The organism is Microbacterium jepli (assembly GCF_047237905.1).
GTDB lineage: Bacteria > Actinomycetota > Actinomycetes > Actinomycetales > Microbacteriaceae > Microbacterium.
In genome coordinates this window covers 1982012-2006076 of the sequence record NZ_JBDFLW010000005.1, presented here as the reverse complement: position 1 = coordinate 2006076, position 24065 = coordinate 1982012, and the positions used below count along the sequence as shown (strand labels likewise).

Here is a 24065-nt window from a genome sequence, read left to right as displayed (position 1 = left end):
GCGCCCGCTCAGACCGCGATGGACCAGCCATAACGATTGTGAAGCGCCTGCGCGACGCGGAGGAAGCGTGCCGGGTCGAGCGCGGCCGCTTCACGCCGCATCCCGCTCTCGTGCACGCTGTAGACCTGCTCGACGTCGACCCACGACGGCCGTCCGGCCGGGTCCCACTCCCCCGAGCCGATGGACAGGAAGTCGCGGCTGCCGTCGTGCGCCTTGCTCGTCAGCCGGACCGCGTAGACGCGGTCCGCGGTGTGCCGCCCGATGATGAGCACGGGCCGGTCCTTTCCGCGGCCGTCGTTCTCCTCGTACGGCACCCACGTCCACACGATCTCCCCCGCGTCCGGGTTGCCGTCGGGGTGGGGCGCGTACTCGATGCGCAGTCCGCCGCGCGCGGGCGGCGGCACCTCGATCGTCGCGGACCCGGATGCTGCACCACGGCCGGCCGGCGCGGCGGGAGTCCGCCGCGGGCCCGGGGCCGGAGCATCCGTCCGCAGCCTCGGCGTCGTCGCCCTCGAGGAGGCCGACGTGCTGTTCGCACCTCGCGTTGCGGAGCTCACGACGTCCAGGACGCGGGAGAGGATGCCGGCCCAGCCGCGTCGCTCTGTCACACCCTCAACCTAGTCGTCGTGCTCCGGGCACGCGGAAGGGCGCCGCGGTCGCCCGCGACGCCCTCCGTGTGTGCGTGTGTCAGCCGCGCGCGTCGGAGAGGACGTAGCCCTCTTCGCCGTGGACGACCGTGTCGATGCCGGCGATCTCGTCCTCGTTCTTGACGCGGAAGCCCATCGTCTTCTGGATGATCCAGCCGATGACGAAGGCGAGCACGAAAGAGTAGATCAGCACCGAGAAGGCGGCGATCGCCTGCACGAGCAGCTGCGTGCCGTCGCCACCGAGGAACAGGCCGGTGCCGTTGGCGAAGAAGCCGAGGTACAGCGTTCCGATGAGGCCGCCGACGAGGTGGATGCCCACCACGTCGAGCGAGTCGTCGAAGCCGAGCTTGAACTTCAGCTCGATCGCGAGGGCGCAGACGGCGCCGGCGATGATGCCGAGCAGGATCGCCCAGACCGGCTGCAGCGAGGCGCAGGCGGGGGTGATGGCGACCAGACCCGCGACGGCGCCCGAGGCGGCACCGACCGAGGTGGGCTTGCCGTCCTTGATCTTCTCGACGACGAGCCAGGCGAGCAGGGCTGCGGCGGGAGCGGCGATCGTGTTGACGAAGGCGAGCGCGGCGGTGCCGTCGGCGGCGAGCTCGGAGCCGGCGTTGAAGCCGAACCAGCCGAACCACAGCAGGCCGGCGCCGAGGAGCACGAACGGCGGGTTGTGCGGGACGGCGATGCCCTTCTGGAAGCCGACGCGCTTGCCGAGCACCAGGGCGAGGGCCAGGGCTGCGGCACCGGCATTGATGTGCACCGCGGTGCCACCGGCGAAGTCGATCGCCCCGACGCCGAAGGCCTCCTGGAGGCCGTAGGTGATCCAGCCGCCGTAGGCGAAGCTGCCGTCATCGGCCAGGCCGAAGTTGAAGACCCAGCTGGCGACCGGGAAGTAGACGATGGTGGCCCAGAGGCCGGCGAAGATCATCCAGGCGCCGAACTTGGCGCGGTCGGCGATGGCGCCGGAGACGAGGGCGACGGTGATGATCGCGAAGGTGGCCTGGAACGCGACGAAGGCCAGCGGCGGGTACGCGGCCCCCTCCGGCGTCTCCAGCAGGCTCTCGAGCCCGAGGGCTGAGAAGTCGATCGACCACGGGGCGCCGAGTCCGTCCGCCGACGGGAACGCGATGGCGTAGCCGTACAGCACCCAGAGGACGCCGATGAGGCCCATGGCCCCGAAGCTGAGCATCATCATGCTGATGACGCTCTTCGCCTTGACCAGTCCGCCGTAGAAGAACGCCAGCCCCGGCGTCATGAGCAGCACGAGCGCTGCGGCGATCAGGATGAATGCGGTGTTACCTTGATCCATCTCGGGTGGAACCTCTCTGCAGGGACGCAGTGTTCTCGCGTCGGGTCCGCCCAGTCTCGGGCCGCGGGGTTTCGAGCCGCGTGCAGGTCGTGTTTCACGGAGGTTACGCGGCACGCCCCGGCGTAAACATCGCGTTTCGCGACGCTGGAGGTGCGCCTTCGAGGCAGAGAGGAGTGGATGCTGCGGCTCCCCCGCGCACGCTCACTCGTGCGTGAGCGCCACCAACCGGGAGATCGCGCGGAGGTACTTCTTGCGGTATCCGCCGCCCAGCATCTCCTCGCCGAAGACCTGATCGAGCGACGTGCCCGTCGCCCGGATCGGGATCTGCGCGTCGTAGGCGCGATCGATGAAGGCGACGAGTCGCAGGGCGGCCGCCTGGTCGAGCAGCTGCGTCACGTCGCGGATGCCGATCATGGTGAGGCCGTCGAGCAGGCGGATGTAGCGGCTGGGGTGCACGGTGGCCAGGTGGGCGATGAGTGCGGCGAACGTGTCGTCGGAGACGAGACCCCGGGCCGCGGCATCCGTCACCGCGGCCTCGTAGCCCGGCTCGTCGAGGACGACGGCATGGCCGTCGATCGCGCGCTGACGGTAGTCGGTGCCGTCGATGCGGAGCGTCTCGAAGTGGGCGCTCATGGCCTGGATCTCGCGGAGGAAGTCCTGCGCGGCGAAGCGCCCCTCGCCCAGGGCGTTCGGCGGCGTGTTCGAGGTCGCGGCGATCTTCGTGCCGCCCGAGACGAGCTCGCCGAGGAGGCGGGTCATCACCATCGTGTCGCCGGGATCGTCGAGCTCGAACTCGTCGATGCAGAGCAGGTCGGAGCCGCGGAACAGCTCGACCGTCTTCTGGTAGCCGAGGGCGCCGACGAGGGCGGTGTACTCGATGAACGAGCCGAAGTACTTCCGGCGCGCGGGCATCGCGTGGTAGATCGAGGCCAGCAGGTGGGTCTTGCCGACGCCGAACCCGCCGTCGAGGTACACGCCGGGCTTCGTCTCCGGCACCTTCTTCGCGCGACGGAACAGGCCGCCGCCGCGCGGGGCCGGTGCTCCCCCGCCCGAGAACGCCTGCAGCGTCTCCTTGGTCTCCTGCTGCGAGGGATACGCGGGGTCGGCGCGGTACGTCTCGAATGTCGCACCGTCGAACTGCGGCGGCGGCACGAGCGCAGCCACCATGTCGGCACCCGACACGCTCGGCGACAGCTCGGAGAGGCGGATGACACCGGTACGCGCCGAAGTCGGGGTCGAGGCCATGAGACCGTCCTGTGTCGCTGTCTTACTGTGCGGATGCGCGTCCGCCGCGAGCGCATAGGGTCGAAGGGACGGTGACAACCCTACGCCGTTCCATCCGCGCACCCCTCCGCGTCAGCGCATCAGGAGATCTCCATGACCGTCGAGACCGACACCTCTTCCGGCAAGTTCGCCGAGTATGCCCACCCCGAGCGTCTCGTCACCGGGGACTGGCTCGAGGAGCGCCTCGATGCGCCCGGCCTCGTGGTGGTCGAATCCGACGAGGACGTCCTCCTCTACGAGACCGGGCACATCCCCGGCGCGGTGAAGGTGGACTGGCATACCGAGCTCAACGACCCGGTCGTGCGCGACTACGTCGACGGCGCCGGGTTCGCCGAGCTGATGAGCCGCAAGGGCATCTCGCGCGACGACACCGTCGTCATCTACGGCGACAAGAACAACTGGTGGGCCGCCTACGCCCTGTGGGTGTTCTCGCTCTTCGGCCACGAGGACGTGCGGCTGCTCGACGGCGGCCGCGACAAGTGGATCGCCGAGGGACGACCGCTGACGACGGATGCCACGACCCGCCCCGCGGCGGAGTATCCGGTCGTCGAGCGCGACGACTCCGCCCTCCGTGCGTACAAGGAGGACGTGCTGGCGCACCTCGGCAAGCCGCTCATCGACGTGCGCTCGCCGGAGGAGTACTCGGGTGAGCGCACCTCCGCCCCGGCCTACCCCGAAGAGGGCGCTTTGCGCGCCGGGCACATCCCCTCCGCGCAGAGCGTGCCGTGGGCGAAGGCCGTGGCCGAGGACGGCGGCTTCAAGTCGCGCGCCGAGCTCGACGCCATCTACCGCGACGGCGCGGGCCTGCGCGACGGCGACGAGATCGTCGCCTACTGCCGCATCGGCGAGCGGTCCAGCCACACGTGGTTCGTCCTGCAGCACCTGCTCGGCTTCGAGGGCGTCCGCAACTACGACGGCTCCTGGACCGAGTGGGGCAGCGCGGTGCGCGTGCCGATCGCCGTCGGCAGCGAGCCCGGCGAGGTCCCCTCCCGCTAGGTCGCACCTCGAGACCCGGTTCACGCCCGCACCGCTCGTCGAGAGGGCGGAGCGGATGGAAACACGGCATGGGACAATGGGATCGATGTCCGAGACCGCTGTCCCCCCTGTGCTCGCCGAGATCCGCGACGACTTCCTGGCCCTGCCCGAACCCGAGCGGCTTCAGCTGCTGCTGGAGTTCGCCGGTGAGCTGCCCGACGTCCCGGCGCGCTACGAGGGTCACCCCGAGATGTACGAGCGGGTCGCGGAGTGCCAGTCGCCGGTGTTCATCGTGCTCGACGTCGAGGACGGCATCGTCCAGATGCACGCGACCGCACCGATGGAGGCGCCGACCACCCGCGGCTTCGCCAGCATCCTCGTGCAGGGACTGTCCGGCCTGAGCGCGGAGGAGGTCCTCGCCGTGCCGGCCGACTACCCCCTCACCATCGGGCTGACCCGCGCCGTCTCGCCGCTGCGCATCGCCGGCATGACGGGCATGCTCCGCCGCGCCCAGCGCCAGGTGGCCGCGGCCGTCGCCGCCTGAGCACGCCCGGCCTCACTCCTCCGACGGACCGCGCACACCCTGCCGGTCGAGCCAGTCGGTGATCGTGCGCGTCCACCGGTCCTGGTCGTAGTTCCACAGCTTCGTGTGGCGCGCCACCTCGAACACCTCGAGCTCGACGAGGTCCGGCCGCGCCTCAGCCAGCAGGTGCGAGGCGTCGGAGGGCACGAAGCCGTCGTCGTCCGAGTGCAGGATCAGAGTCGGATGCCGCAGCTCCCCCGCCCGCGAGACCACATCCAGCGCGTCGAACGGGATGGGTGCGCGCGACCCCGCGATCCGCGACGACCACCGGTTCTTGAGTGCCCCGACCGCCAGCTCCGGGATCGGCGCCGGGAGCTTCAGCTGCTGTGCCTGGTAATCCAACACCGTCCGCCAGTCCACGACAGGTGAGTCGAGCACGATGCCGGCGACCGCGTCGGCGTGCGGTGAAGACAGCGCGAGCTGGAGCACGATCGCCCCGCCCATCGACCACCCCATGAGGATGACGCGCTCTGCGCCGCGCCTTCGGGCGAAGCCGAGCGCGGCATCCACGTCCCGCCATTCCGTCGCACCGAGGCCGTAGGTGCCCGATCGGCTGCGCGGCGCCTCGCCGTCGTTGCGGTACGACACCACGAGCGTCGAGATGCCGGCGGCGTGGAAGACCGGCACCGCGCGGAGGCACTCGGAGCGGGTGGTGCCGCGGCCGTGCACCTGGATGACCCACGTCGTGGCGTCCTCGACTGGGAACAGCCAGGCCGGGCAGGGGCCGATCGGCGTGCCGATGAGCTCCGAGCTGAACGGCAGCTGCAGCTCCTCCGGCTGGGAGAAGTACCAGCCGCTGAAGGCGGCCTCGGCGGCGAGGTGCGATCCTTCGGGAACGTGCGTGAGCAGCTTGCGCTTGACGGACTGCGCGTCCTCCGACAGCACGGAGCCGACCTTCAGGTACTGCTGCGTCCCGGTGACGAACAGGCCGTAGCGTCCCGGAAGCACGGTGTCGGCCGTGCGGGACAGCGAGATGGTCTGAGCCGCGGCATCCAGCCCCCGGAGGATTGTGTCGGGCTGTCGTGGAGCGGGGGTGACCACGCGGCGCGCGACGCGCACGGAGACCAGGCCCATCGCGGTGAGGACGAAGACGAGGGCGGCGCCGAGGGCTCCCAGCGTCGCGGAGATGCCGGTGAGGAGCTGTGGAGAGGGGCCGCGCGATGCGGCGCGCCTGGGGTGGACCATCGAGGCCCCAGCCTAGTCTGTGGACGTGGCTGAGCATGGTCGACCGACGACTCCCTCGCCGTTCGATCTCGCCGTCGAGGAGGTCCGGAACACGTCGTTCCGCGATGACCTCGTCGTTCGCGAGATCCCGGCGCCCTCGGGGGTCGCCCCGCACGCCCTCGCCATCGCCGGCGACATCCGGCCCGAGGCGGAAGGCGCGGACTCCCCCTACGGCACCGGTCGGCTGATCCTGCTGCACGATCCGGAGGAGCCGTCCGCGTGGGGTGGAGCCTGGCGCATCGTGTGCTTCGCGCAGGCGCCTCTCGAGACCGAGATCGGCACCGATCCGATGCTGGCCGACGTCGCCTGGTCATGGCTGATCGACGCCCTGGACTCGCGCCGTGCGGAGTACGACTCCGCCTCCGGCACCGCGACCAAGACCCTCTCGAAGGGCTTCGGCACGCTGGAGGAGGAGGGCGAGGGAGCGCAGATCGAGCTTCGCGCATCGTGGACTCCGTCGGGTAGTCTCGCTCCGCACGTGGAGGCCTGGGCCGAACTCGTGTGCATGCTCGGGGGACTCCCCCCCGGCTCGGAAGGGATCGCAGTGCTCGGTTCGCACAGGTCGGCGCGTGGCTGACTACACCGTCATCGCCGACCGGCAGGGCCTGCAGGACGCCGCCGACGCGCTGTCGCGCGGCACAGGGCCGGTGGCCGTCGACGTGGAGCGCGCGTCGGGCTTCCGCTACTCGCAGCGGGCCTATCTGATCCAGGTCTACCGCCGCGACGCCGGCGTCTTCCTCATCGATCCCCCGGCCGTCGGCGACCTCTCACCGCTGCAGCGGGCGATCGGCGAGGACGAGTGGGTGCTGCACGCCGCGAGCCAGGACCTGCCGTCCCTCCGCGAGCTCGACCTCGTGCCGCCCGTGATCTTCGACACCGAGCTGGCGGCCCGCCTCCTCGGGCACGACCGCGTCGGCCTCGGCGCTGTCGTCGAGACCACCCTCGGCATCACGCTGGCCAAGGAGCACTCCGCGGCCGACTGGTCGACGCGCCCTCTGCCGCAGTCGTGGCTGGAGTACGCCGCGCTCGACGTCGTCCACCTCATCGACGTGCGTGACGCGCTCGTGGCGGAGCTCGCCGAGCAGGACAAGACCGAGCTGGCGGCCGAGGAGTTCGAGGCGGTGCGGGTGCGCGAGCCCCGCGCACCGCGCGAGGAGCCCTGGCGGCGTCTGAGCGGTCTCCACACGGTGCGCGGACGCCGCAACCTCGCGGTCGCCCGCGCGCTCTGGACCGCGCGCGAGGAGTACGCGCGGGCCGAGGACGTCTCCCCCGGGCGTCTGGTGCCCGACCGCGCCCTCGTGGCCGCCGTGCTGGCGGAGCCCGTGTCGAAGCAGGATCTCGCGCGGGTCAAGGAGTTCACGGGCCGGGCGAGCCGCACGCAGCTCGACCGCTGGTGGGCCGCCATCGAAGCGGGTCGCGCCACGTCCGAGCTCCCCCCGGAGCGCGCACCGGGCACGGGCGACTCTTTCCCGCCGCCGCGCGCCTGGGCCGACCGCAACCCCGCCGCCGATGCGCGTCTCAAGGCCGCGCGCGCGGCCGTCGAGGCCCGCGCCGAAGAGCTCCACATGCCGACCGAGAACCTGCTCACCCCCGACCTCCTGCGCCGTGTCGCGTGGGCTCCGCCGGCGGACGGGGACGCAGCATCCATCGGCGACGCCCTCGCAGAATCGGGAGCACGACGCTGGCAGATTGCGCAGACTGCACAGTTGATCGCGCAAGCCTTTGTCGATTCCGTGCAAGAGTCCGTGACGGCGCCGGACGACGCCTCGTAGGTTCGCTCCAACCGATTCCGGGCGCCCGAGGCCCGATCCTAGGCTGGCTGCATTCCCTAGTTTTGGAGGCAGAGTGGCCGAGATCTCTGACGTCTTCTTCGTCGACGGCATGCGCACACCGTTCGGGCGCGCCGGTGAGAAAGGCATGTACTGGAACACCCGCGCCGATGACCTCGTCGTCAAGACGATCATCGGGGTGATGGAGCGCAACCCCGGGGTGCCGGGCGACCGGATCGACGACGTGGCGATCGCGGCGACGACGCAGCAGGGCGACCAGGGGCTCACCCTCGGGCGCACGGCGGCGATCCTCGCCGGCCTCCCTCAGAGCGTGCCCGGCTTCGCGATCGACCGCATGTGCGCCGGCGCGATGACGAGCGTGACCACCATGGCCGGCTCGATCGGCATGGGCATGTACGACGTCGCCCTGGCCGGCGGCGTCGAGCACATGGGCCGTCACCCCCTCGGCGGCAACGCCGACCCGAACCCCCGGTTCCTCACCGAGAAGCTCGTGAGCGCCGACGCCCTCAACATGGGCGTGACCGCCGAGCGCATCCACGACCGGTTCCCGCATCTGACGAAGGAGCGCGCCGACCGGTTCGGCATGCTGAGCCAGCACAAGGCGCAGGCCGCCTACGAGGCCGGACGCTTCCAGCCCGACCTCGTGCCCGTGGCCATCACCGACGCGCAGGGCGCCTGGGGACTCGCGACCGAGGACGAAGGCCGTCGGCCCCAGACCACGATGGAGGGCCTCGCCGAGCTCAAGACCCCCTTCCGCCCGCACGGGCGCGTCACGGCCGGCACCTCGTCGCCGCTGACGGACGGCGCGACCATGAGCATCCTCGCCGGCGGCGGCGCCGTGAAGGAGCTGGGCCTCACGCCCAAGATGAAGCTGACGTCCTTCGCGTTCGCCGGCGTCGCACCGGAGATCATGGGCATCGGCCCGATCCCGTCGACCGAGAAGGCCCTCCGCAAGGCCGGGCTCACCATCTCCGACATCGGCCTGTTCGAGCTCAACGAGGCCTTCGCCGTGCAGACGATCTCCCTGCTCGACCACTTCGGCATCGCCGACGACGACCCGCGCGTCAACCCGTGGGGCGGTGCGATCGCTCTCGGGCACCCGCTGGCCGCCTCCGGTGTGCGCCTCATGATCCAGCTCGCGGCGCAGTTCGCCGAGCGTCCCGACGTCCGCTACGGCCTGACCGCCATGTGCGTCGGACTCGGGCAGGGCGGCTCCGTCATCTGGGAGAACCCCCACTTCGACGGCAAGAAGCGCAAGTAAGGGACCATGATGACGAACACCTCTGCATCGCCGTACGCGGGCGTCGACTTCTCTCCCCTCCAGGCCTTCACGGAGGGGGAAGTGGTCACCCACTCCCCCGTCCGCGACGTCCGGCTCCCCTCGGGCAAGACGCTCGCCCTGATCACCCTCGACAACGGCCGCGACCACACGCGTCCGAACACCCTCGGGCCCGCCACGCTCACCGAGCTCGGCGCGACACTCGACGCGCTGGAGGCGCGCGCGGCCGCGGGTGAGATCGACGCCGTCGGCATCACCGGAAAGAAGTACATCCTGGCCGCCGGTGCCGACCTGAGCGACATCTCGCGTCTCGACTCGAAGGAGAGCGCACGACTCATCGCGCAGCTGGGCCACTCCGTGCTCGGCCGTCTCTCCGACCTCGGGGTGCCGTCGTTCGCGTTCGTGAACGGACTCGCTCTCGGCGGTGGGCTCGAGATCGCGCTGAACTCGACCTATCGGACGGTGGATGCCTCGGCCGCTGCGATCGCGCTGCCCGAGGTCTTCCTCGGCATCATCCCCGGGTGGGGCGGCGCGTACCTCCTGCCGAACCTCATCGGCATCGAGAACGCGCTCGAGGTCGTGATCTCCAACCCGCTGAAGCAGAACCGCATGCTCAAGCCGCAGCAGGCGTTCGACTACGGCATCGTCGACGCGATCTTCCCCGCGGCGACCTACCTGGAGAACTCCCTCGCCTGGGCCGACGGCGTGCTGGCCGGGCGGATCAAGGTCGAGCGCAGGAACGAGCCGGGAAAGATCGAGCGTCTCACCAAGTGGCCCATCGCGATCCGAATGGCGCGCACCATGCTCGAGAGCCGTATCGGAACCGTTCCGAAGTCGCCCTACGCGGCCCTCGAACTCCTCGACAAGGCCAAGAGCGGCACGAAGGCCGAGGGCTTCGCCCGCGAGGACGAGGCGCTGGCCGAGCTTGTCACGGGCGATCAGTTCGCGGCATCCATGTACGCCTTCGATCTCGTGCAGAAGCGGGCGAAGCGTCCGGTGGGCGCTCCCGACAAGGCGCTCGCGAAGAAGGTCGCCAAGGTCGGCATCATCGGCGCCGGTCTCATGGCCAGCCAGTTCGCCCTGCTGTTCCTGCGGAAGCTCCAGGTGCCGGTGCTCATCACCGACCTCGATCAGGCGCGCGTCGACAAGGGTCTGATCTACATCCGCGAGGAGATCGCCACGCTCGTGGCCAAGGGTCGTCTGGACGGCGACACGGCCAACAAGCTCCGTGCGCTCGTGCACGGCACGACCGACAAGAGCGAGTACGCGGACTGCGACTTCGTCATCGAGGCCGTGTTCGAAGAGGTCGGCGTGAAGCAGCAGGTGTTCGCGGAGATCGAGCCGATCATCGCCGAGGACGCCATCCTCGCGACCAACACCTCGTCGCTCTCGGTCGAGGAGATCGGCGCGAAGCTCGCGCACCCCGAGCGGCTGGTCGGATTCCACTTCTTCAACCCGGTGGCCGTCATGCCGCTGATCGAGGTCGTCACGACGCCGCAGACGACGGATGCCGCGCTGTCGACCGCATTCGTAGTGGCGCGCAACCTCGGCAAGAACGCGGTGCTCACGAGCGACGCCCCGGGCTTCGTCGTCAACCGCCTGCTGGCGAAGGTCATGGGCGAGGCGGCGCGTGCCGTGTACGAGGGCACTCCGCTGCTCACGGTCGAGAAGGCCTTCGGACCGCTCGGCCTTCCGATGACGCCGTTCCAGCTCATCGACCTCGTCGGCTGGAAGGTCGCGGCCCACGTGCAGGACACGATGGCGCACGCGTTCCCCGACCGGTTCTTCGCCTCGGAGAACTTCCACCGGCTGGCGGAGCTCCCCGAGGTCGTGGAGAAGGACAAGGGCGGCCGCGTCACCGGCTGGAGCAAGGCGGCCGAGAAGATCCTCAAGGGCGCGGTCGGCTCCTCCCCCTCGTCCGAGGCGGACATCCTCCGACGGGTGCAGGACGGCCTCGCGCAGGAGATCCGCATCATGCTCGACGAGGGTGTCGTGCCCGAGGTGGAGGACATCGACCTCTGCCTCATCCTCGGCGCGGGCTGGCCGTTCATCGACGGCGGCGCGTCGCCCTACCTCGACCGCGAGGGCGCATCCGAGGGCGTCTTCGGTGGCACGTTCCACACCCCCGTCATCCGGGGCATCGCCGCACGTTGACGGACCACGGAGGGGACGGATGCCGCGGCATCCGTCCCCTCCGTCGTCCGCGTCGCACGCTGCTCGGCGCCTCGAGAGATCGTCACGGCCGCGGCGGGGTGCTCTCCCAGTCATCGACCGACGACACGTCACTGCCCTCCGGGCGGGCCTTGGGGATGCGGGTGCCGAGCACCTGCGAGACGACGTCCTGCGCGATCTTGGCGGCCGTGAGACCGGCGTCCTCAAGGATCTGCTCGCGCGTCGCGTGGTCGATGAACTCGTCGGGCAGTCCGAGCTCGTCCACGGCCGTGTCGACGCCCGCCTCGCGCAGCACCTGCCGCACGCGCGTGCCGACGCCGCCGACGCGGATGCCGTCCTCGATGGTGATGACGAGGCGATGGGATGCTGCGAGCTCGACGATCGACGGCTGCACGGGCACGACCCACCGGGGGTCGACGACCGTGGCGCCGATGCCCTGTGCGCGCAGACGTCCGGCCACATCGACGGCGAGGTGGGCCATGGGGCCGATGCCGACGAGGAGGACGTCCTTCGCCTCGGACTGCGCGAGCACGTCGACGCCGTCGGAGAGTCGCTCCACCGCTGGCAGATCGGCGCCGACCGAGCCCTTCGGGAAGCGCACCACGGTGGGCGCGTCGGCGACGGCGACGGCCTCGCGGAGCTCTTCGCGGAGGCGCGCCTCGTCGCGCGGCACCGCGATGCGGATGTGCGGCACGATCTGCAGCATCGCGAGGTCCCAGATGCCGTGGTGGCTCGGGCCGTCGGGGCCCGTGACGCCGGCGCGGTCGAGCACGAAGGTGACGCCCGCGCGGTGCAGTGCGACATCCATCATCACCTGGTCGAAGGCGCGGTTCATGAACGTGGCGTAGATGGCGACGACCGGGTGCAGGCCGCCGAAGGCGAGACCGGCCGCCGAGGCGACGGCGTGCTGCTCCGCGATGCCGACGTCGTACACGCGGTCGGGGAAGCGCTGGGCGAACGGCAGGAGGCCGGTGGGCCGCAGCATCGCCGCCGTGATGCCGACGACATCCTCGCGCTCCTCGCCGATCGCGAGGAGCTCCTCGGCGAAGACGTCGCCCCAGCCGACGCTCCCCGCGCCGCCGACGGCCGCGCCGGTGAGGGGATCGATCTTGCCGACCGCGTGGAACTGGTCGGCCTCGTCGTCGAGGGCCGGCTGGTAGCCGCGGCCCTTCTCGGTGATGGCGTGCACGATGACGGGCGCGCCGTAGCTCTTGGCGAGCTCCAGCGTCTCGATCATCACGCCGATGTCGTGACCGTCGACGGGCCCGAGGTACTTGATGTCAAGGTTCGAGTACAGCGCGGCGTTGTTCGTGAAGCGCGACAGGAACCCGTGGGTGCCGCCGCGGACGCCGCGGTAGACGGCGCGGGCGGCGGGACCCAGGCGACCGAACAGGGTGGCCGACCCCTCGTGGAGGTGCCGATACGTCTCCGCCGTGCGCACGCGGTTCAGGTAGCGCGCCATGCCGCCGATGGTCGGGGCGTAGGAGCGGCCGTTGTCGTTGACGATGATGACCAGGTTGCGGTCGTTCTCATCGGAGATGTTGTTGAGGGCCTCCCACGTCATGCCGCCCGTGAGCGAGCCGTCGCCGACCACGGCGACAACGTGGCGGTCCTTCCGGCCGGTGCGGGTGAGGGCGCGCGAGACGCCGTCGGCCCAGCTGAGCGAGCTGGAGGCGTGGGAGGACTCCACGACGTCGTGGGGGCTCTCCGAGCGCTGCGGGTAGCCAGCGAGGCCACCGCGCGACCGCAGTCGCGAGAAGTCCTGGCGCCCGGTGAGCAGCTTGTGCACGTAGGACTGGTGGCCCGTGTCGAAGATCATCGGGTCGTTCGGCGAGTCGAACACGCGGTGCATGGCGAGGGTCAGCTCGACCACGCCGAGGTTCGGTCCGAGGTGTCCGCCGGTGCGGGAGACGTTCTCGATGAGGAAGTCGCGGATCTCCTGGGCGAGATCCTCGAGCTCTTCCACGCTCAGTGCGTCGAGGTCGCGCGGACCTCCGATGGAGCCCAGTCGCGGCATCCTGTTCCCCTCGTCCGACATCCGGCAAGTCTACCCGCCGGGCACCGCGGGAGCCCGGAACGCCGCCGTGGGCGGCGGGCGGTCGACCGTGGCCGTGACACGCCGAAGGGCCGGAGACGTGTGTCTCCGGCCCTTCGGTTCGCGCTCAGACCAGCGAGCGCAGCACGTACTGCAGGATGCCGCCGTTGCGGTAGTAGTCCGCCTCACCCGGCGTGTCGATGCGCACGACAGCGTCGAACTCGACCGTCTCCTTGCCGGGAGCCGAGAACTCGCTCGGGGTGGCGGTGACGCGCACCGTCTTGGGCGTGGTGCCCTCGTTCAGCTGCTCCAGGCCCGTGATCGAGACGATCTCGGTGCCGTCCAGGCCCAGCGAGGCCCAGCTCTCGCCGGCGGGGAACTGCAACGGGACGACGCCCATGCCAATGAGGTTCGAGCGGTGGATGCGCTCGAAGCTCTCGGTGATGACCGCCTTGACGCCCAGCAGGCTCGTGCCCTTGGCCGCCCAGTCGCGCGACGAGCCGGAGCCGTACTCCTTGCCGCCGAAGATCACCAGCGGCGTGCCGGCCTCCTGGTAGTGCTGACTCGCGTCGTAGATGAACGACTGCGGTCCGCCCTCCTGCGTGAAGTCGCGGGTGTAGCCGCCCTCCACCTCGTTGCCGTCGTTGACGGAGCGCACGAGCTGGTTCTTCAGGCGGATGTTCGCGAACGTGCCGCGGATCATGACCTCGTGGTTGCCGCGGCGCGAGCCGTAGGAGTTGAAGTCCTTGCGCTCCACGCCGTGCTCGGCCAGGTACTGCCCCGCCGGGCTGTCGACCTTGATGTTGCCGGCCGGGCTGATGTGGTCGGTCGTGACCGAGTCCAGCAGCGTCGCCATGACGCGCGCGCCCTCGATGTCGCGGACCGGGGTCAGCTCCATCGTCATGCCCTCGAAGTACGGGGGCTTGCGGACGTAGGTCGAGGATTCGTCCCACTCGAAGACGTCGCCGGTGGGCGTCGGCAGCGTCTGCCAGCGCTCGTCGCCCTCGAACACGCTCGCGTACTGGTGCGTGAACATCTCCGTGTTGATCGACGAGTCGATCGTGGACTGCACCTCGGCGGCGTCGGGCCAGATGTCCTTGAGGAAGACGTCGTTGCCGTCGCGGTCGCGCCCGAGGGGGTCGGTCTCGAAGTCGAAGTTCATCGATCCGGCGAGCGAGTACGCGATCACCAGCGGCGGGCTGGCGAGGTAGTTCATCTTGACGTCGGGATTGATGCGGCCCTCGAAGTTGCGGTTGCCCGAGAGCACCGCCGTCACGGCGAGGTCGTTCTGGTTGATCGCCGCCGAGACCTCCTCGATGAGCGGTCCGGAGTTGCCGATGCACGTGGTGCAGCCGTAGCCGACCGTGTAGAAGCCCAGGTCCTCGAGGTCCTGCGTGAGGCCGGCCTTCTCGTAGTAGTCGGTGACGACCTTCGAGCCCGGGGCCAGGGTGGTCTTGACCCACGGCTTGGCCTTGAGTCCCTTGCGCACCGCGTTGCGGGCCAGCAGGCCCGCGGCGAGCATCACGGACGGGTTCGACGTGTTCGTGCACGACGTGATGGCGGCGATCGTGACGGCGCCGTGGTCCAGGGTGAACGTCTGGCCGTCCTCGAGCGTCACGGTCGTCGGCTTGGAGACGCCGGCCGGCGACGCGCTCAGCATGCTGGCGGCGTGCTCGTGCTGGTGGCTCACCTCGGAGGGGGCGGGCTCGGCGCTGTCGCCCTCATCCTGCGGCGTGAACCCGAGCGGGTCGGAGGCGGGGAACGTGCCCTCGACGGCTGCGTCCACGACGGTGTGCGCGCCGGGCACGGCGTAGTCCAGGAGGTCCTTCCCGAAGCGCTCCTTGGACTGCGACAGCTCGATGCGGTCCTGCGGGCGCTTCGGTCCGGCGATGGAGGGGACGACCGTGGAGAGGTCCAGCTCCATGTACTCGCTGAACACGGGCTCGATCGAGGGGTCGTGCCACAGGTGCTGCTGCTTGGCGTACTCCTCGACCAGGGCGAGGGACTCCTCACTGCGGCCGGTGAGGCGCAGGTAGTCCACCGTGACGGAGTCGATGGGGAACATGGCGGCCGTCGAGCCGAACTCGGGGCTCATGTTGCCGATGGTGGCGCGGTTGGCCAGCGGCACGCTGGCCACGCCCTCCCCGTAGAACTCGACGAACTTGCCGACCACGCCGTGCTTGCGCAGCATGTCGGTGATCGTGAGCACCACGTCGGTCGCGGTGACGCCCGTGGGGATCGCGCCGGACAGCTTGAAACCCACGACCTTGGGGATCAGCATGGAGACGGGCTGGCCGAGCATCGCCGCCTCGGCCTCGATGCCGCCGACGCCCCAGCCCAGCACGCCGAGCCCGTTCACCATCGTGGTGTGCGAGTCGGTGCCGACGCACGTGTCGGGGTATGCGCGCAGCGTGCCGTCCACGGTGCGGTCGTAGATGACCTTCGCCAGGTGCTCGATGTTGACCTGGTGCACGATGCCGGTGCCCGGCGGGACGACCTTGAAGTCGTCGAACGCGGTCTGGCCCCACCGCAGGAACTGGTACCGCTCGCCGTTGCGCTCGTACTCGATCTCGACGTTGCGCTCCAGCGCGTTCTCGCTGCCGAAGAGGTCGGCGATGACGGAGTGGTCGATGACCATCTCGGCCGGCGAGAGCGGGTTGATCTTCTTGGGGTCGCCGCCCAGGGCCTCGACGGCCTCGCGCATAGTGGCGAGATCGACGATGCACGGCACGCCGGTGAAGTCCTGCATGACCACGCGCGCCGGCGTGAACTGGATCTCGGTGTCGGGGTCGGCCGCGGCATCCCACGATCCCAGCGCCTCGATCTGCTCCTTCGTGACGTTGGCGCCGTCCTCGGTGCGGAGCAGGTTCTCGAGCAGCACCTTGAGGCTGAAGGGCAGCGTCTCGTAGCCCGGCACCGCGTCGATGCGGAAGATCTCGAAGTCGGTGCTGCCGACCGTCAGGGTGCTCTTGGCACCGAAGCTGTCAACAGTGGACACGTTCGTCTCCTTCGTCGGCGGAGGAGCGGGCAGAAGCCCGCCGCACCCCATCTTTCCCCGCGCGGGCGTGGGTCGCCAGTGAGGCGGACCTAATGTCCAGTCGGAGAATTTATCTTGATGTCAAGATAAATATATCACTTCGGGGGCGGAGGGTAGAGCGCACGCACGGCGAGCCACGTGACCGCCACCAGAGGGGCGAACAAGGGCAGTCCCATCACGAGCTTGAGGGTGCCGAGCGCCCCCGTGTTGCCGGTGAGGTACAGCGGAAGCTGCACGGCCAGCCGCGCCGCGAAGAGCCCCGCCCACATGAGCGTGAGCCAGAAGAAGGCGCGGCGACGACGCTTGTCGCGGCGCCAGCGCGTGCCGTCGTTGACGAGGAAGCCGACCGCCAGGCCGATGATCGGCCACCCGACGAGGGCGGAGACGAGCAGCGCCGTGCCGTAGACCCCGTTCGTGATCAGGCCGGGGACGAAGTTGTCGACGCCCCGGCCGGTGAAGAGCGCGAGTGCCGCGGCCGCGACCGCCGCGATGAGGCCGCCGAGAGCGGCGGACGGCGGCGACTTGGTCGCGAGGCGCACCACCGTGAACAGCAGCGCCACGCCCACCGAGACGCCCAGGCTGAGCCACAGATTCCCCTCGTTCGTGGCCGGGTCGAGGGTGACCGTGAAGAGGATCACGAACGCCAGGGTCGGCAGGACCGACTCCAGCACGCCGCGCCAGCCGCCCATGGCGCGCCAGACCGCGGTGCCCGTCGAGCCTCCCTGCGTCGGGTCGAAGCCCGCACGGCGCGCGGCGGTGCCCAGAGCCGCGCCGAGCGCGTCGGAGGCCGGCGGAGGGGTGAGCGCGGGGTCGTCGTCCGTGGCCGGCGGTCGCTCCTCGGTCACGCGGCGCCCGGGGTCGCGGGCATCTTCAGCGGGATCAGGTCGCGCGGAGGCATCGGCGTGCCGCCGCGCACGACCACGATCGAGCGGAACAGGTCCTCGACCTTGGCTGCGGCATCCGGGTCGGCTGCCGCTGCTCCCCCGATGACGCCGCGCAGGAACCAGCGCGGGCCGTCAACGCCGATGAAGCGCGCCAGGCGCTTGCCGCTCGCGGCGTCGGCGCCCGCGATGACGGGAACCTCGGCGAGCAGCTCGGGGCCGAGCGGGCCCTCCCGCTCCTCGACGCGGCCGCCCTGCTGACGGATCTGGGCGCGGATCTGCTCGCGCGTCTCTTCCCACAGTCCGGTCGACCGGGGCGCGGCGAACGCCTGCACCTGCAGCGTCGACTCGGCGTAGTCGAGGCCGACCGCCACGATGCGCTTGGTCTGCTCCTCGACCTCGAGCCGGAGGTTCAGACCCTCGCGCGGAAGGATCTTGATGCCGCCCAGATCGATGTAGGGGCGGACGGGGTTCGCCTCGGTCTCGTCGAACGGGCCGTCGGCGGCGCGGTCGAGCGGTACGTGGGTCTCGGTGGCGGCGTCGTCGGCCAGGGTGTCGTCGTCGGGCGTCTCGTCGGTCATGAGTGGTGTCGTGCTCCTTGTCAGATGCCGGTCGAGCCGAAGCCGCCGGCGCCGCGGACGCTGTCGGGCAGCTCCTCGACGGGGATGAAGTGCGCGCGGGGGACGGGCATGACGATCAGCTGGGCGATGCGGTCGCCGACGGCGACGTCGAACGCCTCCGTGCTGTCGGTGTTGAGGAGAGTGACCTTGATCTCCCCCCGGTAGCCGGCATCCACCGTGCCGGGCGAGTTGACGATGGTGATGCCGTGGCGTGCGGCCAGACCGCTGCGCGGCACCACGAAGGCGACGTATCCGTCCGGCAGCGCGATGCGCACGCCCGTCGCGACGAGGGCCCGCTCCCTCGGCCCGAGGCGGACCGCCTCGGCGGAGGTGAGGTCGGCTCCGGCATCACCGGGGTGCGCGTACCGCGGGACGTCGGCGGCGATAATGGGAACGTCCACGGTTTCGGTCACGCAACGAGGGTAGTGCAGATGGCGATGCAGAACGTCCCCACGAGGACGGCCGCGCCGTACCGCGAAAGGCTCGGCCCGTCGCTGTGGTTCCTGGTCTCCGCCGCACTCTGCGGCCCCATGGCCGCACTCGTCTTCGTGCCGCTCGACACCACCGTCGCACTCGTCGTGGGGGCGCTCGTGGGCATAGCCGTGGTGGCGCTGCTGGTAGCCGGATCGCCCGTCGTCACGGTGCAGGACGGGGAGCTGCGCGCCGGTCGCGCGCACATCCCGGTCGAGTTCCTGGATGCCGGATCCTGGGTGTCCGGCGACGACGCGCAGTACGCGCGCAGCGCCGGTCTCCACCCGCGGGCGTGGCACCTCATCCGGGGCGGGATCGATTCGGTCGCGACGTTCGCCGTCACGGATCCCGATGACCCGACGCCGTACTGGGTGATCTCGTCCCGTACGCCCGACCGGCTCGTTGCGGCGGTGCGCCGGGCTCAGTCCTGAGGGTGCGCCCCGTCGCCGCGTGCGACGACGGGGACGGCGGTCGTCAGGCCGCGCACTCCTTGCACATGGGGCCGTGGGCGGTGTCGTGGTCGAGCTGCGAGCGGTGCTTCACGAGGAAGCAGTTGGAGCAGGTGAACTCGTCCTCCTGCGGGGGCAGCACGACGACGTCGAGTTCGAGGTCGGACAGATCGGCTCCGGGAAGCTCGAATCCCGACGGGTTGTCGGCGTCCTCGACGTCGACCGCACCCGACAGCTTGTCGGGGACGCGCTCCTTCAGCGCCTCGATCGACTCGCTGTCGTCCTCGGTCTTGCGGGGGGCGTCGTAATCCGTGGCCATGCGTGAGCGTCTCTTCTTCCGGGGGGTGTTGTAGAACCGTGGGCCCTGTCGGGCGGCCATAGTTTGCATGACCGCGGACCAATAAGCAAATGCGGCTTCGGAGCCGATCCATCCGCGGTCTTCACGAGCGTGGAACTCGCGGCGCGCCCCGGATATTCCCGGCTCCGCGCCGCCCCTGTGACACCATGGCGAGCACACCGCCGGAACGAAAGAGGCGTCCGCATGGAACAGCTCAAAGTCATCGGGACCGAAGACGACAGGCTCGTCCTCGCGACCGAATCGGGCGAGCGATTCTCGCTCGCCGTCGACAGTGTCCTGCGCGGCGAGCTGCGCCGGATCGGACGCGATCGCGCCGACGAGGTGCCCGTGAACCGCCCCAGCCCGCGCGAGATCCAGGCGCACATCCGCGCCGGCCTGTCTGCGCAGGAGGTCGCCGTCCTGCTGGAGGCGCGCGTCGAGGACGTGCAGCGCTTCGAGGGTCCGGTGCTGGCCGAGCGCGAGCACATCGTCGGACAGGCGCTGTCCGTGCCCGTCCTCCTCGGCGGCGACCTCGAGCCCGACGCCCTGCCGACCTTCGGTGCCGCCGTCCGCGCGAAGCTGGCCGAGGCCGGCGCGTCGGGCGAGCGCTGGACGAGCTGGAAGGAGCCGACCGGCTGGGTGGTCAAGCTGGAGTTCACCGCGGGCGATGTCGACCACGACGCCCGGTGGGGCTTCGACCCGCGCCGCACGACGCTCTCGCCGCAGAACGCCGACGCCATCCAGCTGTCGCGTCAGGGCTCGCTGCCGGATGGACTCATCCCGCGGCTGCGCGCCCTGGAGGTGCCGGCGGGCAAGGACGAGTCCCGCTTCGACAGCGGCGCGTTCGGCCCGCGGCGCATGCCCGACGCCGACATCGAGAGCCCCGAGGTGCCGGCCCCGACCACGGCCGCCGTCGAGAACGCGGCGGTCAAGCGCGCCGACAACACGTCCTCGCCGTCGTCCGAGACTGCGGACCTGCTCGAGGCCCTGCGTCGGCGCCGTGGCCAGCGCGAGCCGCTGCCGGGCATGGAGGGCGAGGCGCCGTCGCGTTCGCATTCCCCCGTCGCCCTCTTCGACGCGCTCGAGCCGGGCTACGACGAGACGCCGAGCGGATCGTCGGTGCCCGCCCAGAACGAGCGGGCCGCGGCATCCGGCGACGGAGGCGGACGCCGCAAGGGTCGCACGTCGATGCCGTCGTGGGACGAGATCGTCTTCGGCGCGCGCACCGAGGACTGAACGGGTCCCGCGGCCCCATCGGGGTCAGGCTTAGGCGCCGAGACGGATGAGCGGGATGGCCCGCTCGTCATCGGTGAGCGACCCGTGCTGGCCGACCATCTTCTGTGCGCGCGTGTCGTCCAGGCGGTCGTCGTAATAGGCGATCGACGATCGCGCCGCGACGAGGACGTCGCCGATCCGGTCGTGCACCTCGGGATCCACCACCGGCCCCAACAGCCCGGCGGTGATCGCCTCGTCGCGCGACAGCACCCACGAGCGACCCGACTCGGTCTCCCGCCATCGCGCCAGGACGCCGTCCTGGGCGCCCTCCTCGGCGTAGAGGTGCAGCATCCGCGGCTCGCCCCCGATGTGGCGGACGCCGTCGAGCAGGGCGTCGCCGGTCTGCAGCAGCACCTGGCGGTGCCGCGGAACGTCGACCATGCCGTGGTCGGCGGTCAGCACGACGCCGACCCCCGGCGCGAGCGCGTCGGACAGCAGGCGTGCGGCACCGTCGACGTCCTCGAGGGCGGTCGTCCAGGCATCCGATTCCCACCCCCGCTTGTGACCGGCGGTGTCGAGATCCGGCGCGTAGAGGTAGACGAGGGCGCCGGGGTGGCGGGCGGCCAGATCGGCTGCGATCTCCGCACGTTCGGCGACGGTGCGCGCGGTGGCGAACTCGGCGCCGCGCAGGGTGGCCTCGGTGAAGCCGGAGCCGACGTACTCCGCTCGGGAGACGACGAAGCAGGGGCGTCCCGCCTGCGCCTCGCGCTCCATCAGCGGCTGCGCGCGCTGCCACGAGAAGGGTGACAGGCCGTCCGTCTCCCAGCCCTTCAGCTGATTGACGATGTCGTCGGTGTCGGGCACGCGCGTGCGGTAGCCCACGATGCCGTGGATGCCGGGGTCGGTGCCGGTCAGCAGGCTCGTGAGGGCTGCGGCCGTCGTCGAGGGGAAGACCGAGCGCCCGACGTCGCGCTTGCCCATGCGTTCCGAGAGGAACCGGGCGTGCCCCGCCCGGGCGGCGAGGTTACGGGCGCCGAGGCCGTCGACGACGAACACGATCGCGCTGTCGGCGGGTGCCAGCCAGTCCGACTCTCCGCTCAGCGAGGCGATCAGCTGGGGCAGCACGCCGGTGAGGCTCCGGGCCCTGGAGGGCTCCGCGGGTAGGCTGAGGGACATCGCGGCAAGTCTCGCACACCGTCGGGATCGGCTGTCCGCAGCGGGGCACCCGTGCGACGAGCGTCCGCGTCGCACCGTCCCTCACGCCCGGAAGCAGCATGCGCGCCACTCCTCCCCCGCCCGCTCAGGACCGCGCTCCCGAGCGCATCGAAGACGTCGACGTCTCGACCGAGATGCAGGGCTCGTTCCTCGAGTACGCCTACTCCGTCATCTACTCCCGCGCGCTCCCCGATGCGCGCGACGGACTGAAGCCCGTGCAGCGGCGCATCCTGTATCAGATGGCCGACATGGGCCTGCGGCCCGATCGCGGCCATGTCAAAAGCGCCCGCGTCGTCGGCGAGGTGATGGGAAAGCTGCACCCGCACGGGGACGCGCCCATCTACGACGCGCTCGTCCGTCTCGCTCAGGCGTTCTCGCTGCGGGTCCCGCTCGTCGACGGCCACGGCAACTTCGGCTCGCTCGACGACGGTCCCGCGGCCCCGCGCTACACGGAGGCGCGTCTCGCGGCCGCCGCCCTCGCGCTGACGCAGGACCTCGACGAGGACGTCGTCGACTTCATCCCGAACTACGACGGCCAGTTCCAGCAGCCCGAGGTGCTGCCGGCGGCCTTCCCGAATCTCCTCGTCAACGGCACGACGGGCATCGCCGTCGGCATGGCCACGAACATGGCGCCGCACAACCTCATCGAGGTCGTCGCCGCCGCCGTCCACCTCCTCGAGAATCCCGACGCCACCGTCGAGGAGCTGATGGAGTTCGTCCCTGGCCCGGACCTCCCGTCCGGCGGCATCATCGTCGGCCTCGACGGGATCAAGGACGCCTATGCGAAGGGCCGCGGCAGCTTCCGCACGCGGGCCAAGGTGTCGGTCGAGCCCCTCGGTCCGCGTCGCACGGGACTCGTCGTCACCGAGCTCCCCTACCTCGTCGGCCCCGAGCGGATCATCGAGAAGATCAAGGACGCGGTCACGAGCAAGAAGCTCACCGGCATCGCCGACGTGACCGACCTGACCGATCGCCACCACGGGCTGCGCCTCGTGATCGGCATCAAGACCGGCTTCGACCCGCAGGCCGTGCTCGAGCAGCTCTATCGGCTCACGCCGCTCGAGGACTCCTTCAGCATCAACAACGTGGCCCTGGTCGGCGGACAGCCGCAGACTCTCGGCCTGCGCGAGCTCCTGCGCGTCTACCTCGACCACCGCATCAGCGTGGTCACCCGCCGCAGCCGCTTCCGCCTGCAGCGCCGTCGCGATCGCCTGCACCTCGTCGAGGGCCTGCTCATCGCGATCCTCGACATCGACGAGGTCATCCAGGTCATCCGCACGTCCGACGACAGCGAGCAGGCGCGCGCCCGGCTCATGGACGTCTTCGACCTATCCGTCCTCCAGGCGGAGTACATCCTGGAGCTGCGTCTGCGCCGCCTGACGAAGTTCTCGCGCGTCGAGCTCGAGGCCGAGCGCGACGACCTCAAGGCGCAGATCGCCGCCCTCGAGGAGCTGCTGGGCAGCGACGTGCTGCTGCGCGCCCAGGTGGCGAGGGAACTGGATGCCGCGGCGGAGGCCCACGGCACGGCCCGGCGCACCGTCCTGCTGAACGGCGGGCCCGTCGCGGCTCGTCCGTCCCGCGCCGCTGCGGCAGCCGCCGACCTGCAGATCGCGGACGCCCCGTGCCGGGTCTACCTCTCGGCCACCGGACGGATGCTGCGGGCCGAGGTCTCTCCCGACGCACCCGGGGGCGGCATCGTCCCGCCCACGCGCCGCTCCAAGCACGACGCGATCCGCTCCGCGGTGGATGCCACGACGCGCGGCGATGTGGGCGCGGTCACGAGTGCGGGCCGGCTCGTGCGCTTCTCCCCCGTCGACCTCCCCTCCGTGCCCGGCAACTCGGTGCAGCCGGCGGCGGGCGCACGGGCCGACCAGTATCTCGGCCTGTCCTCCGGCGAGCACGTCGTCGCGCTGGTCGCCCTCACCGGCGAGCCGCCGATCGCGCTCGGCACGGCGCAGGGCGTCGTCAAGCGCGTCGCGGCCACGGAGCTGCCGCTCAACCGGCACGACATCGACATCATCGCCCTGAAGCCCGGTGACCGCGTGGTCGGGGCCGCGCCCGCGCCCGACGGCGCGGAACTCGTCTTCGTCACCTCCGACGCGCAGCTGCTGCGCTTCGACGCGTCGTCCGTGCGCCCGCAGGGCCGTGCGGCCGGCGGGATGGCCGGGGTTCGTCTCGCGGACGGCGAGAGCGCGGTGTTCTTCGGGGCCGTCGCGACCGGGGCATCCGATGTCGTCGTCGTCACCGTCGCCGGCTCGCGCCAGGCGCTGGCCGGAGCGGACGCCGCGTCGGTGAAGGTCTCGGCGTTCGAGGAGTTCCCGCCCAAGGGCCGGGCGACGGGCGGTGTGCGCGCTCAGCGCTTCCTGCGCGGCGAAGACACCCTGGCGCTCGCCTGGGTCGGCGCCGGTCCGGCTCGCGCGGTCGGGTCCGATGGCGCGGTGCGTCCACTGCCCGAGCCCGTCGCCAAGCGCGACGCATCCGGACAGCCGCTGGACGGCCTGGTGGGCGCCATCGGCGAGCCGGTGCGCTGACGCCGACCGGA

At 70.8% G+C, this 24065-nt stretch carries 20 protein-coding genes; 9 read left to right on the top strand and 11 right to left on the bottom strand.

What is annotated here, in order from left to right:
* Positions 1 to 8: 8 nt before the first annotated feature.
* From ABC304_RS13750 to zapE, 3 genes are all read right to left on the bottom strand, one after another.
* A complete protein-coding gene (locus tag ABC304_RS13750; RefSeq protein WP_412931441.1) occupies positions 9 to 608 on the bottom strand; it encodes a type II toxin-antitoxin system PemK/MazF family toxin in 600 nt (199 codons plus the stop codon).
* A 79-nt stretch (positions 609 to 687) separates the two neighbouring features.
* Positions 688 to 1956: an ammonium transporter gene (locus ABC304_RS13745; RefSeq protein ID WP_412931439.1), complete on the bottom strand. Its 1269-nt coding sequence runs from the start codon at positions 1954 to 1956 to the stop codon at positions 688 to 690.
* A 201-nt stretch (positions 1957 to 2157) separates the two neighbouring features.
* A complete protein-coding gene (gene zapE / locus ABC304_RS13740; protein ID WP_412931437.1) occupies positions 2158 to 3201 on the bottom strand; it encodes a cell division protein ZapE in 1044 nt (347 codons plus the stop codon).
* A gap of 132 nt (positions 3202 to 3333) precedes the next feature.
* Here zapE and ABC304_RS13735 point away from each other — a divergent pair, with 132 nt between their 5' ends.
* Together ABC304_RS13735 and ABC304_RS13730 are read left to right on the top strand one after the other, a co-directional pair.
* Positions 3334 to 4236 (top strand): sulfurtransferase, encoded by a 903-nt coding sequence (locus ABC304_RS13735; RefSeq protein WP_412931436.1) that lies wholly within the window; start codon positions 3334 to 3336, stop codon positions 4234 to 4236.
* 85 nt (positions 4237 to 4321) lie between these two features.
* Positions 4322 to 4759, top strand: coding sequence for a SufE family protein (locus ABC304_RS13730; protein WP_412931435.1), 438 nt, complete (start codon positions 4322 to 4324; stop codon positions 4757 to 4759).
* 12 nt (positions 4760 to 4771) lie between these two features.
* Here the strand turns inward: ABC304_RS13730 and ABC304_RS13725 are convergent, their stop codons facing one another.
* A complete protein-coding gene (locus ABC304_RS13725; protein WP_412931433.1) occupies positions 4772 to 5983 on the bottom strand; it encodes an alpha/beta hydrolase family protein in 1212 nt (403 codons plus the stop codon).
* A gap of 25 nt (positions 5984 to 6008) precedes the next feature.
* Here ABC304_RS13725 and ABC304_RS13720 point away from each other — a divergent pair, with 25 nt between their 5' ends.
* The 4 genes from ABC304_RS13720 (at position 6009) to ABC304_RS13705 (ending at position 11245) form a co-directional block, all read left to right on the top strand.
* Positions 6009 to 6599: a DUF3000 domain-containing protein gene (locus tag ABC304_RS13720; RefSeq protein WP_412931432.1), complete on the top strand. Its 591-nt coding sequence runs from the start codon at positions 6009 to 6011 to the stop codon at positions 6597 to 6599.
* A complete protein-coding gene (locus ABC304_RS13715) occupies positions 6592 to 7794 on the top strand; it encodes an HRDC domain-containing protein (RefSeq protein ID WP_412931430.1) in 1203 nt (400 codons plus the stop codon). Before ABC304_RS13720 ends, ABC304_RS13715 begins: the two co-directional genes overlap by 8 nt.
* A gap of 73 nt (positions 7795 to 7867) precedes the next feature.
* A complete protein-coding gene (locus ABC304_RS13710; RefSeq protein ID WP_412931428.1) occupies positions 7868 to 9073 on the top strand; it encodes a thiolase family protein in 1206 nt (401 codons plus the stop codon).
* 9 nt (positions 9074 to 9082) lie between these two features.
* Positions 9083 to 11245, top strand: a complete 2163-nt coding sequence (locus ABC304_RS13705; RefSeq protein ID WP_412931425.1) for a 3-hydroxyacyl-CoA dehydrogenase NAD-binding domain-containing protein — start codon at positions 9083 to 9085, stop codon at positions 11243 to 11245.
* An 82-nt stretch (positions 11246 to 11327) separates the two neighbouring features.
* Here ABC304_RS13705 and dxs read toward each other — a convergent pair whose 3' ends face one another.
* The 5 genes from dxs to dut all read right to left on the bottom strand — a co-directional run bounded on the left by dxs (position 11328) and on the right by dut (position 18249).
* Positions 11328 to 13280 carry a 1-deoxy-D-xylulose-5-phosphate synthase gene (dxs, locus tag ABC304_RS13700; protein ID WP_412932949.1) on the bottom strand — a complete coding sequence of 651 codons (1953 nt, stop codon included), beginning with the start codon at positions 13278 to 13280 and terminating at the stop codon, positions 11328 to 11330.
* Between the two features lie 145 nt (positions 13281 to 13425).
* Positions 13426 to 16296 carry an aconitate hydratase gene (locus ABC304_RS13695; protein ID WP_412931423.1) on the bottom strand — a complete coding sequence of 957 codons (2871 nt, stop codon included), beginning with the start codon at positions 16294 to 16296 and terminating at the stop codon, positions 13426 to 13428.
* A 134-nt stretch (positions 16297 to 16430) separates the two neighbouring features.
* Positions 16431 to 17180 carry a DUF3159 domain-containing protein gene (locus tag ABC304_RS13690; protein WP_412931421.1) on the bottom strand — a complete coding sequence of 250 codons (750 nt, stop codon included), beginning with the start codon at positions 17178 to 17180 and terminating at the stop codon, positions 16431 to 16433.
* A complete protein-coding gene (locus tag ABC304_RS13685) occupies positions 17177 to 17797 on the bottom strand; it encodes a DUF3710 domain-containing protein (RefSeq protein WP_412931420.1) in 621 nt (206 codons plus the stop codon). The genes ABC304_RS13690 and ABC304_RS13685 overlap by 4 nt, the downstream gene beginning before the upstream one ends.
* 20 nt (positions 17798 to 17817) lie before the next feature.
* The gene (gene dut / locus ABC304_RS13680; protein ID WP_412931418.1) at positions 17818 to 18249 is read right to left on the bottom strand and encodes a dUTP diphosphatase; all 432 of its coding nucleotides are present in this window, start codon (positions 18247 to 18249) and stop codon (positions 17818 to 17820) included.
* 18 nt (positions 18250 to 18267) lie between these two features.
* Between dut and ABC304_RS13675 the strand changes: the two genes are divergently transcribed.
* A complete protein-coding gene (locus ABC304_RS13675) occupies positions 18268 to 18738 on the top strand; it encodes a DUF3093 domain-containing protein (protein ID WP_412931416.1) in 471 nt (156 codons plus the stop codon).
* Positions 18739 to 18781: 43 nt separating this feature from the next.
* Here the strand turns inward: ABC304_RS13675 and ABC304_RS13670 are convergent, their stop codons facing one another.
* A complete protein-coding gene (locus ABC304_RS13670) occupies positions 18782 to 19075 on the bottom strand; it encodes a DUF4193 domain-containing protein (RefSeq protein WP_127095478.1) in 294 nt (97 codons plus the stop codon).
* Positions 19076 to 19297: 222 nt separating this feature from the next.
* Here ABC304_RS13670 and sepH point away from each other — a divergent pair, with 222 nt between their 5' ends.
* Positions 19298 to 20329 carry a septation protein SepH gene (sepH, locus tag ABC304_RS13665; RefSeq protein ID WP_412931414.1) on the top strand — a complete coding sequence of 344 codons (1032 nt, stop codon included), beginning with the start codon at positions 19298 to 19300 and terminating at the stop codon, positions 20327 to 20329.
* Between the two features lie 30 nt (positions 20330 to 20359).
* On the opposite strand, the gene ABC304_RS13660 is transcribed toward sepH, so the two are convergent.
* Positions 20360 to 21484, bottom strand: a complete 1125-nt coding sequence (locus ABC304_RS13660; RefSeq protein ID WP_412931413.1) for an alkaline phosphatase family protein — start codon at positions 21482 to 21484, stop codon at positions 20360 to 20362.
* Between the two features lie 98 nt (positions 21485 to 21582).
* Here ABC304_RS13660 and ABC304_RS13655 point away from each other — a divergent pair, with 98 nt between their 5' ends.
* Positions 21583 to 24054 carry a DNA gyrase/topoisomerase IV subunit A gene (locus ABC304_RS13655; RefSeq protein ID WP_412931412.1) on the top strand — a complete coding sequence of 824 codons (2472 nt, stop codon included), beginning with the start codon at positions 21583 to 21585 and terminating at the stop codon, positions 24052 to 24054.
* Positions 24055 to 24065: the final 11 nt, after the last annotated feature.

What these genes read in the sequence shown, in the direction of transcription:
- ABC304_RS13725 (WP_412931433.1), bottom strand. Translation starts at nt 5,983, where the DNA reads ATGGTCCACCCCAGGCGCGCCGCATCGCGCGGCCCCTCTCCACAGCTC.
- sepH (WP_412931414.1), top strand. Translation starts at nt 19,298, where the DNA reads ATGGAACAGCTCAAAGTCATCGGGACCGAAGACGACAGGCTCGTCCTC.
- ABC304_RS13730 (WP_412931435.1), top strand. Translation starts at nt 4,322, where the DNA reads ATGTCCGAGACCGCTGTCCCCCCTGTGCTCGCCGAGATCCGCGACGAC.
- zapE (WP_412931437.1), bottom strand. Translation starts at nt 3,201, where the DNA reads ATGGCCTCGACCCCGACTTCGGCGCGTACCGGTGTCATCCGCCTCTCC.
- ABC304_RS13655 (WP_412931412.1), top strand. Translation starts at nt 21,583, where the DNA reads ATGCGCGCCACTCCTCCCCCGCCCGCTCAGGACCGCGCTCCCGAGCGC.
- ABC304_RS13675 (WP_412931416.1), top strand. Translation starts at nt 18,268, where the DNA reads ATGGCGATGCAGAACGTCCCCACGAGGACGGCCGCGCCGTACCGCGAA.
- ABC304_RS13660 (WP_412931413.1), bottom strand. Translation starts at nt 21,484, where the DNA reads ATGTCCCTCAGCCTACCCGCGGAGCCCTCCAGGGCCCGGAGCCTCACC.
- ABC304_RS13735 (WP_412931436.1), top strand. Translation starts at nt 3,334, where the DNA reads ATGACCGTCGAGACCGACACCTCTTCCGGCAAGTTCGCCGAGTATGCC.
- dxs (WP_412932949.1), bottom strand. Translation starts at nt 13,280, where the DNA reads ATGCCGCGACTGGGCTCCATCGGAGGTCCGCGCGACCTCGACGCACTG.
- ABC304_RS13670 (WP_127095478.1), bottom strand. Translation starts at nt 19,075, where the DNA reads ATGGCCACGGATTACGACGCCCCCCGCAAGACCGAGGACGACAGCGAG.
- ABC304_RS13685 (WP_412931420.1), bottom strand. Translation starts at nt 17,797, where the DNA reads ATGACCGACGAGACGCCCGACGACGACACCCTGGCCGACGACGCCGCC.
- ABC304_RS13745 (WP_412931439.1), bottom strand. Translation starts at nt 1,956, where the DNA reads ATGGATCAAGGTAACACCGCATTCATCCTGATCGCCGCAGCGCTCGTG.
- ABC304_RS13705 (WP_412931425.1), top strand. Translation starts at nt 9,083, where the DNA reads ATGACGAACACCTCTGCATCGCCGTACGCGGGCGTCGACTTCTCTCCC.